Source organism: Ancylobacter radicis (assembly GCF_018449475.1).
Taxonomy (GTDB): domain Bacteria; phylum Pseudomonadota; class Alphaproteobacteria; order Rhizobiales; family Xanthobacteraceae; genus Ancylobacter; species Ancylobacter radicis.
Genome location: NZ_JAHCQH010000004.1, coordinates 49,954 through 62,713 on the forward strand (window position 1 = coordinate 49,954; position 12,760 = coordinate 62,713).

Consider the following 12,760-nt stretch of genomic DNA (forward strand, 5'->3'; position numbering starts at 1 on the left):
GGTTTCAGATTTCGGTGGTTTCAGGCTTGGGGCGGTTTCGGGTGTCGATCACCTCGTCGGCGGCCTAGTCTTCGCACAACCCTTTCGTGGAGCGCGAACCGATGACCGCCGCCCTGTCCCCCGACTTCCTGTTCATCTGCTTCATCGTCGTCGCCTCGCCGGGCACCGGGGCGCTCTACACCATGGCCGCCGGCCTCGGGCAGGGGCGCGGGGCGAGCGTGCTGGCCGCCTTCGCCTGCACGCTCGGCATCGTCCCGCATCTGGCCGCCGCGCTGCTCGGGCTGGCGGCGGTGCTGCATGCGAGCGCGCTCGCCTATGAGGCGCTGCGCTATGCCGGCGTCGCCTATCTGCTCTACATGGCCTGGCAGACGCTGCAGGCGGACGGACCGCTGCGCCTCGCGCCGGGCACCGCGAGGCTTCGTCCGGCGCGGGTGATCGCCGACGGCATCCTGCTGAACCTGCTCAACCCGAAGCTCTCGATCTTCTTCGTGGCGTTCCTGCCGCAATTCATCGCGCCCGGCGAGCCGGCCCCGCTGACGGCCATGCTGGAGATGTCGGGTATGTTCATGGCGATGACCTTCGTGGTCTTCGCGCTCTATGGCGTCTTCGCCGCGGCGGTGCGCGGGCAGGTGCTGGCCCGCCCCGCCATCCTCGGCTGGCTGCGCCGTGGCTTTGCCGCCGCCTTTGTGGCGCTGGGCGCCAAGCTCGCGCTCAGCGAGCGATAGAGCATCTCGAGCGACGTGGATTCCGGTTCGCGCGCGGAAAATGCGTCAGCTCCAGACAAAGAAAAACCCCGCCCGCGGGGGAAGCGGGACGGGGCAGTGTCGTGCCGTCGCGGTGTCTCCTCGACGGCACCGGCGCCTGGATGCGCCTCTTCCAGGTGACACCCCCGTTGGGGGGAGGGTGCCGCCCGAAATGGGTAGGCTCACGCGCCCGCAGAATCACTCGCCGGGCAGCGGATGGTTGCGGCGGCGCGTCTCGCGGGTCGAGATGTCGACATAGGCGAGCACCCCGGCGAAGCCGCCGAAGGCGATCACGGTGGCGGTGAGGAAAAGCACGGTCTCCATGGGCATTGGCGTTCTCCCATCAACTTGAATGGGATGACGCTACGCCCCGCGCGGGTGGCTTGCCTTGCGGTAAGTCAATCCGGCGCGCGTCCGATGCCGCTGGGGAAGAACGGCGTTCAGGGCGTCGAGATCGCCTGATCGACCAGCAGGGCTAGGCCGACAAGACCGAGGAAGATCACGAAGAACAGGCCGAACAGGATCAGCGAGATCCGCCGCGCCAGGGCGGACACATTGGTCATGCCGATGGCGCCGGCAATGATCGAGATGATCAGGAAGATGACGGCGTATTTGAACATGCTGGGCTCCCGCAAGCGTCAGGCCAAGAACGGCTTACCGGCCGCGAGGTTCCCCAGCTTTGCCAAGAGGGCGCCTCAGCCGCCGTCCGAGCGCCCGTCCTGCGCGGAGGGGAAGGCCTCCTCATCCGCCGCGCGGCGCATCTGCGCGCGCCGGTCGGGTTGGGAAGCGGCGGGCGAGGGGGCGTCGGCGGTCTCGTCCTCGGGCAGCGGAATGGTGCCGGTGACGGCGCAGGCGATGCCGGCCTCCTCCATCCCCGGCCCGGTGCCCCCCAGCGGCGCGGCATCGCGGCAGCACATCCGCCAGACCACGAACAGCAGCAGCAGCGTGTGCGAGCCGGCGGTGAAATAGAACAGCGCGCCCGGCCCGTAATGCTGCATCCCGTAGGAGGCGAGCGCCGGCCCGACCACCGAGCCGATGCCGTAGAGCAGCAGCAGGCCCGCCGCCGTCTCCACCGCCTGCGAGGCCGGGGTGCGGTCATAGGCATGGGCGGCGGCCAGCGAATAGGCCGGCAGCGACAGCGCGCCGAAGATCAGGCCGAGCACGCACAGGCCGAGCAGGCCGAAATCGAACATGCCGAGCGCCAGCCCCGCCAGCATGGCGCCGACCATCAGCCCGGCGAGGATGCGGCGGCGGTCGGTGCGGTCGGAGAAGAAGCCGACCGGCCATTGCGCCAGCGCCCCGGCCACCACCACGGCGCTCATGAAGGTCGCCGCGCCGTCGGCGGTCAGCCCGCGCCCGATGCCGAAGATCGGCCCGAGCGACCAGAGCGAGCCATTGGTCAGGCCGATCACGAAGCAGCCGACCATGGCGACGGGGGCGGCCCGGAACAGCCGCAGCGGGCGGATGCGCGCGGTCTCGATCGGCGCCGGCTGGCCGGAATTGGAGATCACCACCGGCAGGGTGGCGAGCGAGAACAGGATCGCCGCCAGCGCGAACAGCTCGAAGCCGCGCACCGGGTAGAGCGTGATCATCATCTGCCCGGCGGTCAGCGCGGCATAGTCGACCATGACATAGGCGCTCATGACGAAGCCGCGCGTCTGGTTGGTGGCGCGGTCGTTCAGCCAGCTCTCGATCACCAGATAGAGCCCGGCGAAGCAGAAGCCGGTGATGCCGCGCAGGGCGAACCAGACGAACGGATCGACGAAGATCGGGTGCGCCATCATCGTCGCCACCACGCCCGCGGTCAGGGCGGCGAAGGCGCGGATATGGCCGGAGCGGCGCACGAGGTGCGGAACCGCAAGACAGCCGACCACGAAGCCCAGATAGTAGCTGGAACCGAGAATACCCAGATTGATCGCGCTGAAGCCCTCAAAGGCGCCGCGCAGCGGCAGCAGCGTGTTCTGCAGGCCGCTGCCGGTAACCAGAAAGAACACGCCGAGAAGGAGCGCGGCGACAGGGCCGAGAGTCTGGGCCATGATGGAACCGGCGGTGAAAGGGCGACGGGGAGGCGATTCCTGCGGGAATCAAGCATCTATCCGCTTTCGGTAGCCCTGTTCCGGGATGAAGTCGAGACAGCGAAAGGCATGAGTGCAGCAACATGAGTGCAGCAATGAGCAGCGCAGCGGGCGACCAGCCGGTGAAACTCACCTCGGACCATCTCAGCGTGGAGATCGCGCGGCTCGGCGCGGAGATGCAGAGCCTCAAGGATGCGCAGGGGCGCGACCTGCTGTGGGACGGCGATCCGGCATTCTGGACCGGCCGCGCGCCGCTGCTCTTTCCCATCGTTGGCCGCCTGCCGGGCGACCAGCTGGTGCATGAGGGCGTGGCCTATCCCATGAGCCAGCACGGCTTCGCCCGCCGCCGCGCCTTCGCACTGCGCGAGGCCAGCGCCTCGCAGGCGCGCTTCTCGCTGCGCGCGGATGGCGAGACGCGCAAACAGTACCCGTTCGATTTCACGCTGACGGTCACCTACACGCTGATCGAGGCGACGCTGACCATCGAGGTGCAGGTGGCCAATCCCGGCCCGGTCACGCTGCCGGCGAGCGTCGGCTTCCACCCCGCCTTCCGCTGGCCGCTGCCCTATGGCGGCACGCGGGCCGACCACCGGCTGGTGTTCGAGAAGGCGGAGGTGGAGCCGGTGCATCGCCCGGTGGGCGGGCTGCTCTCGGCCGCTTCCGAGCCGAACCCGGCGGTGGATACGGTGATCGCCCCGGATGACGCGATGTTCGAGCGCGATGCGCTGATCTTCCTGCATCCGCGCTCGCACCATGTACGCTTCGGCGTGCCCGGCGAGCCGGGGCTGGAGATCGCCTATCCCGGCATGGAACAGCTCGGCCTGTGGTCGAAGCCGGGCGCGCCGTTCCTGTGCATCGAGCCATGGTCGGGTTACGCGTCTCCCGAGGCGTCCTCGTCCGAGCCGGGGGCGGCCGAGTTCATGGACAAGCCGGGCCTCAGCCTCATCCCGCCCGGCGGCTCCAAAAGCTTTGCCATGGCGGTGCGCTGGCTGCCGGATATCGGTCGCTGAAACCGGCAGGGTGGTCGAAAAGCGGCGGTGAAAAAGGGGCGGTGAGGGGACGCGGTCAGGCGTGCTTTTCGAGCGCGCCGGGACCGGGTCCGTTGGCATCGAACTCCGCGATGTCGGGCATGTTGATGTCCGAGCTGTGGGCGGACATCACCCGGTCGCGTCCGTTCTGCTTGGCGCGGTAGAGCGCCGCGTCGGCGGCCGCGATCAGCCGCTCGATGTTGAGCACGCTCGACGGCTGGGCGGCGACGCCGATGCTGGCGGTGATGAGCTTGCCGTCCGGGCGCGTCAGCGCCGCGGCGGCCAGCGCGGTGCGCACCCGCTCGGCGATGCGGCGGGCATTGTGGACGTCGGCGCCCGGCAGCACGGCGACGAATTCGTCCCCGCCATAGCGGGCCACGAGGTCGCCATTGCGCTGCCGGAAGCCGGCCAGCGTCCGGCCGACGCCGCGCAGCAGCTGGTCGCCGGCGGGATGGCCGAAGCCGTCATTCACTTCCTTGAAGCAGTCGATGTCGATCATCACCAGCCCGAGCGCCTCGCCGGTACGCTCGCAGCGGCTTGCCGCCCGCGACAAGCCCTCGTCCAGCGCGGTGCGGTTGGCGAGGCCGGTCAGCGGGTCGATGCGCGAATGGTGCACCAGTTCCCGGTTGCGGCGGAACAGTTCCACCTCGTCGGTGGCGATGCGGGCGAGGACACGCAGGGGTTCGAGATCGGTATTGGCCGCGCGCAGCGGCGCCGCGTTCATCACGCAGAGCGTGCCGATGGGCTGGCCGTCGAGCAGTAGCGGCACGCCGGCATAGAAGCCGATGCGCCACGCGGCGGCATCCGGGTGGCCCTGAAAGCGGGGATCGGACGCCAGATCATGCGTCACCAGCGCCTCGCCATCGGCGATGATGTGCTGGCAGATCGAGCGTTCGCGCTCCAGCACAGGCGCGATCGGCTGGCCGGCCGCCGATTTGATCCACTGCGTGCGCTCGTCGATGAAGCTGATGAAGGCGGTGTCCGCCTGATAGACATGGCGGGCCAGCCACGTGATCCGGTCGAATCGTTCATCGCCCGGCGTGTCCATGATGTCGCATGCCTGCAGCGCGCCGAGGCGGGCCTGTTCATTCGCCGGTGGGGCCGGTACCCGCCACATATCGAAAACGCTCCGGGGCCTCGCATCCCCTGTCGCCCGGTACGGACGGCAGGTTGCCTGCACCCTTTTTACTACCTTCGCGGGTCAACCGAAATGGTCGGCGGCCTGCGAAAGATCGGCGAGGAAACCCTCGCACCAGCTATGGATCGTGTTGGTCTCGACCTTGTCCATATTGGTGCGCCAGCGTTCGCGCCGCTCCTCCACCGGCATGGTGAAGGCGCGGTGGAAGGCGTCGGCCATGCCTTCCACGTCATAGGGATTGACCAGCAGGGCACCCGTCAGTTCGTCCGCCGCGCCGGCAAAGCGCGAGAGCACCAGCACGCCCGGATTTTCCGGGTCCTGCGCGGCGACATATTCCTTGGCGACGAGGTTCATCCCGTCGCGCAAGGGCGTGACGATGCCGAGCCGGGCATTGCGGTAGATCGCGGCGAGCGTGGCGCGCTGGAACGGCCGGTTGAGATAGCGCAGCGGCACCCAGTCGAATTCGGCATATTCGCCGTTGATCGCGCCGGCCAGTTCCTCCAGCTCGCGCCGCAGGGCCTGATATTCGGTGACCTCGGCCCGGCTCAGCGGCGCGATCTGCATCATCGTCATCTTCGAGCGGTGCTCGGGATAGCGCGCGAGGAAATCGCCGAAAGCGGCGAACTTGCTGGGCAGGCCCTTGGAATAGTCCAGCCGGTCGACGCCCACCGCCAGCGCGCGCCCGGCCAGGCTTTCCTTGAGGCGCTTCTCCTCATCCTTGCCGACCGAGGCGCGGGCATCCTTGACGAAGGCCTCGGCGTCGATGCCGATCGGGTAGGCGACCACGCGAAAGCGCCGGTCCTTCAGCCCGACCCCGCCGCCGGGCGCGATCCAGCCGCGCGCCTCGGAGGAGATATAGGTCAGCAGGGCCCGCACATCGTCCTCGGTCTGGAGACCGACCAGATCGTAATGCGAGATGTCGCGCACCAGCGCCGCATGCGAGGGCAGGGAGAGGAAGACTTCCGGGGTCGGCCAGGGGATGTGGTGGAAATAGCCGATCCGCCCCTCGAAGCCGAGCTTGCGCAGCTCGGCCGCCAGCGGGATGAAATGGTAGTCGTGCACCCAGACGATGTCGTCCGGCTTCAGCAGCGGCAGCAGCGAGCGGGCGAAATGCGCGTTGACGCGGCGATAGCCCTCCCAGTCGGCGCGGCGGAAGGACAGCAGGCCGAGCCGGTAATGGCACAGCGGCCAGAGCGTGCCATTGGCATAGCCGGCGTAATGGGCGCGCTGGTCCTCGGGGTCGAGATCCTGCAACGCATAGCTCACCCGGCCCGAGCGGAAGACCTTGGGCGGCGGCGGGTCGACCTGCGTCTCGCCGCTCCAGCCGAACCACAGGCCGCCGCGCTGGCTCAGCGCCTCGCGCAGGGCGACCGCCAGACCTCCCGCCTTGGCGGCGCGCTCTCGCGGCGATGCCACGCGGTTGGAGACGATTACGAGCCGCGCCAAAACGCTTCCTCCCATGTCTTCGACAGCCGCATGGCCATGTCGATCAGGCCGACCATCGAATAGGTCTGCGGAATGTTGCCCCACAGTTCGAGGGTCTGGTTGTCGATGTCCTCGGACAGCAGCCCCGCCTCGTTGCGCCGGGCGAGCAGGTTGGTGAACAGCTCGCGCGCCTCGTCCCGGCGCCCGATCAGGTCGAGCGCGCCGGCGTACCAGAAGGAGCAGATGGTGAAGGAGGTCTCGGGCAGGCCGAAATCATCCTCGCCGGCATAGCGCATCAGATAGCCGTTGCGCATCAGCCCGCGCCCGATCGCCTCCACGGTCGCGACATAGCGCGGATCGTCCGGCCTCACGAAGCCCAGTTCGGCGAGCAGCAGCAGGCTGGCGTCGAGCTGGCCGTCCTCCTCCGCGTCGACGAAGCTGCCGAGCTTCTCGCTCCAGGCGAAGGTGAGGATGCGGGCGCGGATCTCGTTGCGCCGCTCCAGCCAGAACTGCACGCGCTCCGGCAATTCGAGCACGCGGGCGATGCGGGCGAGCCGGTCGCAGGCGGCCCAGCTCATCACCGCCGAGAAGGTGTGGACGCGCCGCTTGCCGCGCAGCTCCCACAGGCCGGCATCGGGTTCGAAAGCGAATTCCACCGCCTTGGCGCCGACCCCCTCCAGCAGCTCGAACAGCGCCCGGTCGCCGCGATTGGGCAGGCGTTCGTCGAAGAACATCTGCGCCGCCGCCAGCACGACATGGCCATAGCCGTCATTCTGCACCTGCTCGGCCGCCTGATTGCCGACCCGCACCGGCCCCATGCCGGAGAAGCCCGCCAGCGCCGGGGCGAAACGCTCCTCAAGCTGGGTGCCCGGCACGATCGAATAGACCGGCGCCAGCCGCCCGGACGGCTCGGAGGCGATCACCGTGGTCAGATAGCGGATATAGTCTTCCATCGTGCGGGTGGCGCCGAGCAGGTTCAGCGCGCGCACCGTGAAGTAGGAATCGCGCAGCCAGCAATGGCGGTAGTCCCAGTTGCGGATCGAGTGCGGCGCCTCGGGAATCGAGGTGGTGAGCGCGGCGACGATGCCGCCGGTCTCCTCATAGGCGCACAGCTTGAGCGAGATGGCGGCGCGGATCACCGCGTCCTGCCATTCGAAGGGAATGGAGAGGTAGCGCACCCATTCCCACCAATAGTCGCGCGTCTTATCCTCGAAGCCCTGGGCCGTTTCCGCGAGGCTCGAGGCGAAGGGCTCGTCCGGCCCGAGCACCAGCGTCGCCGCCTTGCTGAGCACGAAGGGGCGCTCCTCCATCACATAGACGATGGGCAGGTCGGTGGTGGCGCGCAGGGTGAAGTCGTCGCCGGCAAAGCGCATATGGTTGGAGCCGCGCACCGGTACCGGACGCTGCTCGCCCCATTTGAAATGCGGGCGCAGGCGGATGGTGACGCGGCAGGTGCCGGCGATCGGCTCGATCCGCCGCACCAGCATGGCCGGGCGATAGATGCGGTCATAGAGCTTGAAGCGCGGCGCGAAGTCGGTGATGCGCAGCTTCGCCCCGTCCGCGCTCTCCAGAATGGTCTCGATGATGGCGCTGTTGTGCTGGTAGCGGCGCGTGGCCTTCACCTGCCCGTCCAGCACCACGTCGAAGAAGCCCGCTTCCGGTTCCGTGCCGCCGAGCATGGCGGAGAAGATCGGGTCCCCGTCGATGCGGGGCCAGCAGCACCAGGCGATGCGCCCGTTGGGATCGACGAGGGCGGCGATGGTGCCGTTGCCGATGGCGGCGAGATTCAGATTGGTCACGTGGCGGCGGGCTCCAGCATCTGCGGGATCTGGTCGAGCCAGTGCCGGACATCGGCCGGCGTGGCGAGGCGATGATCGGCCTGGGTGGTCGGGCGGGGGCCGATGGCGACGGCGAGGCCGCCGGCGGCGCGCACGGCGCGGAAGCCGTCCTCGTCGGTCACGTCATCGCCGACGAAGACCGGCCGCCGCCCGGCGAAGATCGAGGTGCGCATGAACTGCTCGACCGCCGTGCCCTTGGTGTGGCCGGCCGGCCGGACCTCGATGACGAAGCGGCCCTTGAGGAATTCGACCCCGTCATCGAAGCCGCGGCCCAGTTCGACCACCTTGTCCATGATGGCGTCCGACCATTCCGGCACGGCGCGGAAATGCACGGCGAGCGAGAGCGGCTTGTGCTCGATGAACACGCCCGGCCAGGCGGCCAGCTCGCGCACCAGCGTGTGTTCCAGCGGCTGGCGCCATTTCGGGATGGTGATCGGTACGGAGGGGGCGTCGGGGGCGAGGCGGATTTCGGCCCCGTGCTGGCCGGAGGCGGCGAGCCGGGCGGGGGCGAAGCGGCGGTCCATCCAGTCGATGGTACGGCCGGAGACCAGCGCCACCGCGCCGCCGAGCGCCTGCTGGAGCGCGACCAGCATGTCCGGCATCCGCGTCGGGATGGTCACCCCCTCGGGGTGGTCGGCATGTTCGATCAGCGTGCCGTCAATATCGAGAAACAGCGCCCAGTCGGGCTGGGCAGGGGGGAGGGCGGGAAGCGCGGCTTCGGGAAGGTCGGGAACAGGTCCCTTGGCCTCGGGGAGAGTGTGCATTCCGTTTCCTGGTAGCGTCGGGGCTCTCACCGTCGACCAATAACGCGCGTATCCGCCGACAGGGTGGTAACAAGGTGTAGAATAGGCGCAAATCGCCCCTGTTAACGCGCAGGAGGCGATGGCGTTCCAATACCAATCGAAGAAGGTGATGTGACCGGCGCGGCGCGGCTCAGCGCGCGGGCATCAATTGCCCGTCGGCGGAGGGCAGGGAGCCGGCATCCCAATGCAGGCGAATGCCGCGCCCGCCTTCGGCTTTCACCGCATAGAGCGCCTGGTCGGCGCGCTCGATGAGCTGGCTGCGCACCTCGCTGATCGTCGCATCATGGGGAATGCGCGAGAGGCAGGCGGCGCCGGTGCTGATGGACAGGCGCGCCCCGCTTATGCTGGCATGCTCGATCTCCAGCGCCTCCACCGCCTTGTGCAGGCTCTCGGCCACCTTGAGCGCGCCATTGGCGGCGGTGCCCGGCAGCACGACGATGAATTCCTCGCCGCCGAAGCGGGCGACGATATCGCCGGGGCGGCGCAGCACGCTGCCCATCACCTGCGCCACGGCATGCAGCGTGTCGTCGCCGGCGAGGTGGCCGTAACGGTCATTGTATTTCTTGAAGTCGTCGACATCGATCAGCAGCACCGAAATCGGCGCTCCCTCGCGCCGGCAGCGCAGGATTTCGCGCGGCAGCAGCTCTTCCAGCGCGTGGCGGTTCCACAGGCCGGTCAGCGCATCAGTCGAGGCCGCTTCGGCCAGTCGGCGATTGGCGGCCTGAAGTTCCTGATTGGCGCTCTCCAGCCTCTCTTCCAGCCGCTTCTGCTCGGTGATCTCGGTCAGCGCCGTGCAGATCGCGTTGATCTGTCCGCCCTCGTCGCGGATCGGCCGGACGGAGACGATGAAGACCCGTCCGAACAGGCTGATTTCCTGCGGCGGCTCGGCCGCGCCCCTGTCGAAGGTCGCGAAAATGCGCTTGGAGATGTTGAGCGCCGCCTCGCCGAACACATCGCCCACGTTCCGCCCGGTGATGCCGTCGCCGGGATCGGGGATGACGCCGGCGAATTCCCGGTTGGCCGCAAGAATGTGCCCTTCGCGGCTGATGAGGCAGGACGCGATGGGGAAGTCCAGATAGATGCGTCGGAGGTCTTCGGCCGAAAGGTGCGCGAGCATACCGCCGAACTGGGATGATGAATGATTGAAAAGGGCGTTAACTATAACAGGAGGGGGCCCGTCCGCAATTGACACGTGTCAATCCGGCGCCGCTTTTCGTCCGGCTGACGCAGAGTCGTTGCAGCAACGCCGTCGCCATGCTCCCAAGACCGGCGCCCGCGCTCTGCCCGTGCCCTGCGTCGCGGGATCGCGCCGGCAAAGCTCCGGTCGCGTTCCGGGAGAACGCCGGTCTTGCCGCTCGCGGGCGCGCGGTTTACATAGCGCCCGACCCAATTCCGTCTCGTCGCAGGGCCCGTTGCCGTCAGGCGGCGTGCGTCCCCCACGCGCCTTAAGCGCAGGATCTCGGCACATGGCTTCCTATCAGTACGTCTACCACATGCACGGCATGTCCAAGGCCTATCCGGGCGGCAAGAAGGTGCTCGACAATGTGCACCTCTCCTTCTACCCGACGGCCAAGATCGGCATTCTCGGCCCGAACGGCTCGGGCAAGTCGACGCTGCTCAAGATCATGGCCGGCATCGACAAGGACTTTTCCGGCGAGGCCTGGGTCGCGGAAGGCGCGCGCGTCGGCTACCTGCCGCAGGAGCCGCAGCTCGACCCGACCCTCTCGGTGCGCGAGAACGTGATGCTCGGCGTCGCCAAGCAGAAGGCGATCCTCGACCGCTACAACGAACTCGCCATGAACTATTCCGAGGAGACCGCGGATGAGATGACCGCGCTCCAGGACGAGATCGAGGGCCAGGGCCTGTGGGATCTCGACAGCAAGGTCGACCAGGCGATGGACGCGCTGGGTTGCCCGGAAGAGGGCTCGGACGTCGCCCGGCTCTCGGGCGGCGAGCGCCGCCGCGTCGCGCTGTGCCAGCTCCTGCTCTCGCAGCCGGAACTGCTGCTGCTCGACGAGCCGACCAACCATCTCGACGCCGAGACCACCAACTGGCTGGAAGGCCATCTGCGCAACTATCCGGGCGCGATCCTGATCGTCACCCATGACCGCTACTTCCTCGACAATGTGACCGGCTGGATTCTCGAACTCGATCGCGGCCGCGGCATCCCCTATGAGGGCAACTACTCCTCCTGGCTGGCCCAGAAGACCAAGCGGATGCAGCAGGAAAACCGCGAGGACGAGGCCCGCCAGCGTGCCCTTGCCTCCGAGCAGGAATGGATGGCGGCCTCCCCCAAGGCGCGTCAGGCCAAGAACAAGGCGCGTATCCAGCGTTACGACGAGCTGGTGAAGAAGGCCTCCGAGAAGGCGCCGACCACCGCCCAGATCGTCATTCCCGTGTCCGAGCGCCTCGGCAACAACGTCATCGAGTTCAACGGCCTGACCAAGTCGTTCGGCGACCGCCTGCTGATCGACAATCTGTCCTTCAAGCTGCCGCCGGGCGGCATTGTCGGCGTTATCGGGCCGAACGGCGCGGGCAAGACCACGCTGTTCCGCATGATCGCCGGGCAGGAGACGCCCGACGCCGGCAGCATCAGCGTTGGCGACAGCGTGCAGCTTGGCTATGTCGACCAGAACCGCGACGCGCTGAACGACAAGAAGACCGTCTGGGAGGAAATCTCCGGCGGCCAGGAAGTGCTTTATCTCGGCAAGCGCGAAATCAATTCGCGCGCCTATTGCGGCGCCTTCAACTTCAAGGGCGGCGACCAGCAGAAGAAGGTCGGCATGCTCTCGGGCGGCGAGCGCAACCGCGTGCATCTCGCCCGTATCCTCCAGCAGGGCGCCAACGTCCTCCTCCTCGACGAGCCGACCAACGATCTCGACGTCGAGACGCTGCGCGCGCTGGAAGAGGCGCTGGAAGACTTCGCCGGCTGCGCGGTCATCATCTCGCATGACCGCTTCTTCCTCGACCGTATCGCCACCCACATCCTCGCCTATGAGGGCGAGGGCCATGTCGAATGGTTCGAAGGCAACTTCCACGATTACGAGGAAGACAAGAAGCGCCGCCTCGGCGTCGACGAGATCGTCCCGCACCGCATGAAGCACAAGAAGCTGACGCGCTGAGGGGGCTCAACCGGGGAACAGCAGGGGCTCGTAATCCATCGCACCGTGCAGGACATGAAGGATCTGCACGGTGTCTTCGCTGACCCGGAAGAAGATGAGATAATTGCCGTGGACGCAGCGGCGCACGCCCGCCGCCGCGACGCGCGGCACCAGCGGGTAGGCCTCCGGGGCCGCCCCGATGCGCGCGGCATGCTCGCGCAGCTCTCGTATGAAGGCGAGGGCGCGCCGCGGATTGTCGGCGGCGATGTGGTCGCCGATGCGCTCCAGATCCGCCTCGGCCTGCGCCGTGATGAGGACGATCATTCGCCGGTCTTGTCGACCATCGCCGCGTATTTCGCCTCAAGCCGCCCGAGAACGCGCTCTGCCGGCGTCACCCGCCCGGCCTCGGCGTCGTCCAGCCCGCGCGCGAGTGCCTGCTCCAGCGCGGCGACCCGCATCTCGCGCTCCTGAAGCAGCCGCACACCCTCGCGCAGCACCTCGCTTTTGGAATGGTAGCGGCCCGAGGCGACGAGCCGGTTCACATAGGTCTCAAGCTGCTGGCCGAGTTCGGCGCTGATGGCCATGGCGTCCTCCATTCGCGTCAGTCTA

General features: G+C 68.0%; 13 protein-coding genes. 3 read left to right on the forward strand and 10 right to left on the reverse strand.

The window, feature by feature from the left end; all coding sequences use genetic code 11:
* Positions 1-113 precede the first annotated feature (113 nt).
* The gene (locus tag KIP89_RS00485; RefSeq protein ID WP_213753655.1) at positions 114-725 is read left to right on the forward strand and encodes a LysE family translocator; all 612 of its coding nucleotides are present in this window, start codon (positions 114-116) and stop codon (positions 723-725) included.
* Between the two features lie 216 nt (positions 726-941).
* Here KIP89_RS00485 and KIP89_RS19950 read toward each other — a convergent pair whose 3' ends face one another.
* From KIP89_RS19950 to KIP89_RS00495, 3 genes are all read right to left on the reverse strand, one after another.
* Positions 942-1,073: a hypothetical protein gene (locus tag KIP89_RS19950; protein WP_256441400.1), complete on the reverse strand. Its 132-nt coding sequence runs from the start codon at positions 1,071-1,073 to the stop codon at positions 942-944.
* Between the two features lie 110 nt (positions 1,074-1,183).
* Positions 1,184-1,363, reverse strand: a complete 180-nt coding sequence (locus tag KIP89_RS00490; RefSeq protein ID WP_213753457.1) for a DUF1328 family protein — start codon at positions 1,361-1,363, stop codon at positions 1,184-1,186.
* A 75-nt stretch (positions 1,364-1,438) separates the two neighbouring features.
* Positions 1,439-2,779 carry an MFS transporter gene (locus KIP89_RS00495; protein WP_213753458.1) on the reverse strand — a complete coding sequence of 447 codons (1,341 nt, stop codon included), beginning with the start codon at positions 2,777-2,779 and terminating at the stop codon, positions 1,439-1,441.
* Between the two features lie 134 nt (positions 2,780-2,913).
* Here KIP89_RS00495 and KIP89_RS00500 point away from each other — a divergent pair, with 134 nt between their 5' ends.
* Positions 2,914-3,828: an aldose 1-epimerase family protein gene (locus tag KIP89_RS00500; RefSeq protein ID WP_213753459.1), complete on the forward strand. Its 915-nt coding sequence runs from the start codon at positions 2,914-2,916 to the stop codon at positions 3,826-3,828.
* Between the two features lie 55 nt (positions 3,829-3,883).
* On the opposite strand, the gene KIP89_RS00505 is transcribed toward KIP89_RS00500, so the two are convergent.
* From KIP89_RS00505 to KIP89_RS00525, 5 genes are all read right to left on the reverse strand, one after another.
* A complete protein-coding gene (locus tag KIP89_RS00505; RefSeq protein ID WP_213753460.1) occupies positions 3,884-4,963 on the reverse strand; it encodes a GGDEF domain-containing protein in 1,080 nt (359 codons plus the stop codon).
* A gap of 84 nt (positions 4,964-5,047) precedes the next feature.
* Complete coding sequence (locus KIP89_RS00510; protein WP_213753461.1) at positions 5,048-6,430, reverse strand: alpha,alpha-trehalose-phosphate synthase (UDP-forming); 1,383 nt, start codon at positions 6,428-6,430, stop codon at positions 5,048-5,050.
* Positions 6,415-8,208: a glycoside hydrolase family 15 protein gene (locus KIP89_RS00515; protein WP_213753462.1), complete on the reverse strand. Its 1,794-nt coding sequence runs from the start codon at positions 8,206-8,208 to the stop codon at positions 6,415-6,417. Before KIP89_RS00515 ends, KIP89_RS00510 begins: the two co-directional genes overlap by 16 nt.
* Complete coding sequence (otsB, locus tag KIP89_RS00520) at positions 8,205-9,011, reverse strand: trehalose-phosphatase (RefSeq protein ID WP_213753463.1); 807 nt, start codon at positions 9,009-9,011, stop codon at positions 8,205-8,207. The genes KIP89_RS00515 and otsB overlap by 4 nt, the downstream gene beginning before the upstream one ends.
* Before the next feature lie 169 nt (positions 9,012-9,180).
* Positions 9,181-10,167: a sensor domain-containing diguanylate cyclase gene (locus KIP89_RS00525; RefSeq protein ID WP_213753464.1), complete on the reverse strand. Its 987-nt coding sequence runs from the start codon at positions 10,165-10,167 to the stop codon at positions 9,181-9,183.
* Between the two features lie 349 nt (positions 10,168-10,516).
* Here KIP89_RS00525 and ettA point away from each other — a divergent pair, with 349 nt between their 5' ends.
* Positions 10,517-12,172, forward strand: a complete 1,656-nt coding sequence (ettA, locus tag KIP89_RS00530; RefSeq protein ID WP_213753465.1) for an energy-dependent translational throttle protein EttA — start codon at positions 10,517-10,519, stop codon at positions 12,170-12,172.
* A 6-nt stretch (positions 12,173-12,178) separates the two neighbouring features.
* On the opposite strand, the gene KIP89_RS00535 is transcribed toward ettA, so the two are convergent.
* Complete coding sequence (locus KIP89_RS00535; RefSeq protein ID WP_213753466.1) at positions 12,179-12,475, reverse strand: type II toxin-antitoxin system RelE/ParE family toxin; 297 nt, start codon at positions 12,473-12,475, stop codon at positions 12,179-12,181.
* Positions 12,472-12,735, reverse strand: coding sequence for a type II toxin-antitoxin system ParD family antitoxin (locus KIP89_RS00540; protein ID WP_213753467.1), 264 nt, complete (start codon positions 12,733-12,735; stop codon positions 12,472-12,474). Before KIP89_RS00540 ends, KIP89_RS00535 begins: the two co-directional genes overlap by 4 nt.
* Positions 12,736-12,760: the final 25 nt, after the last annotated feature.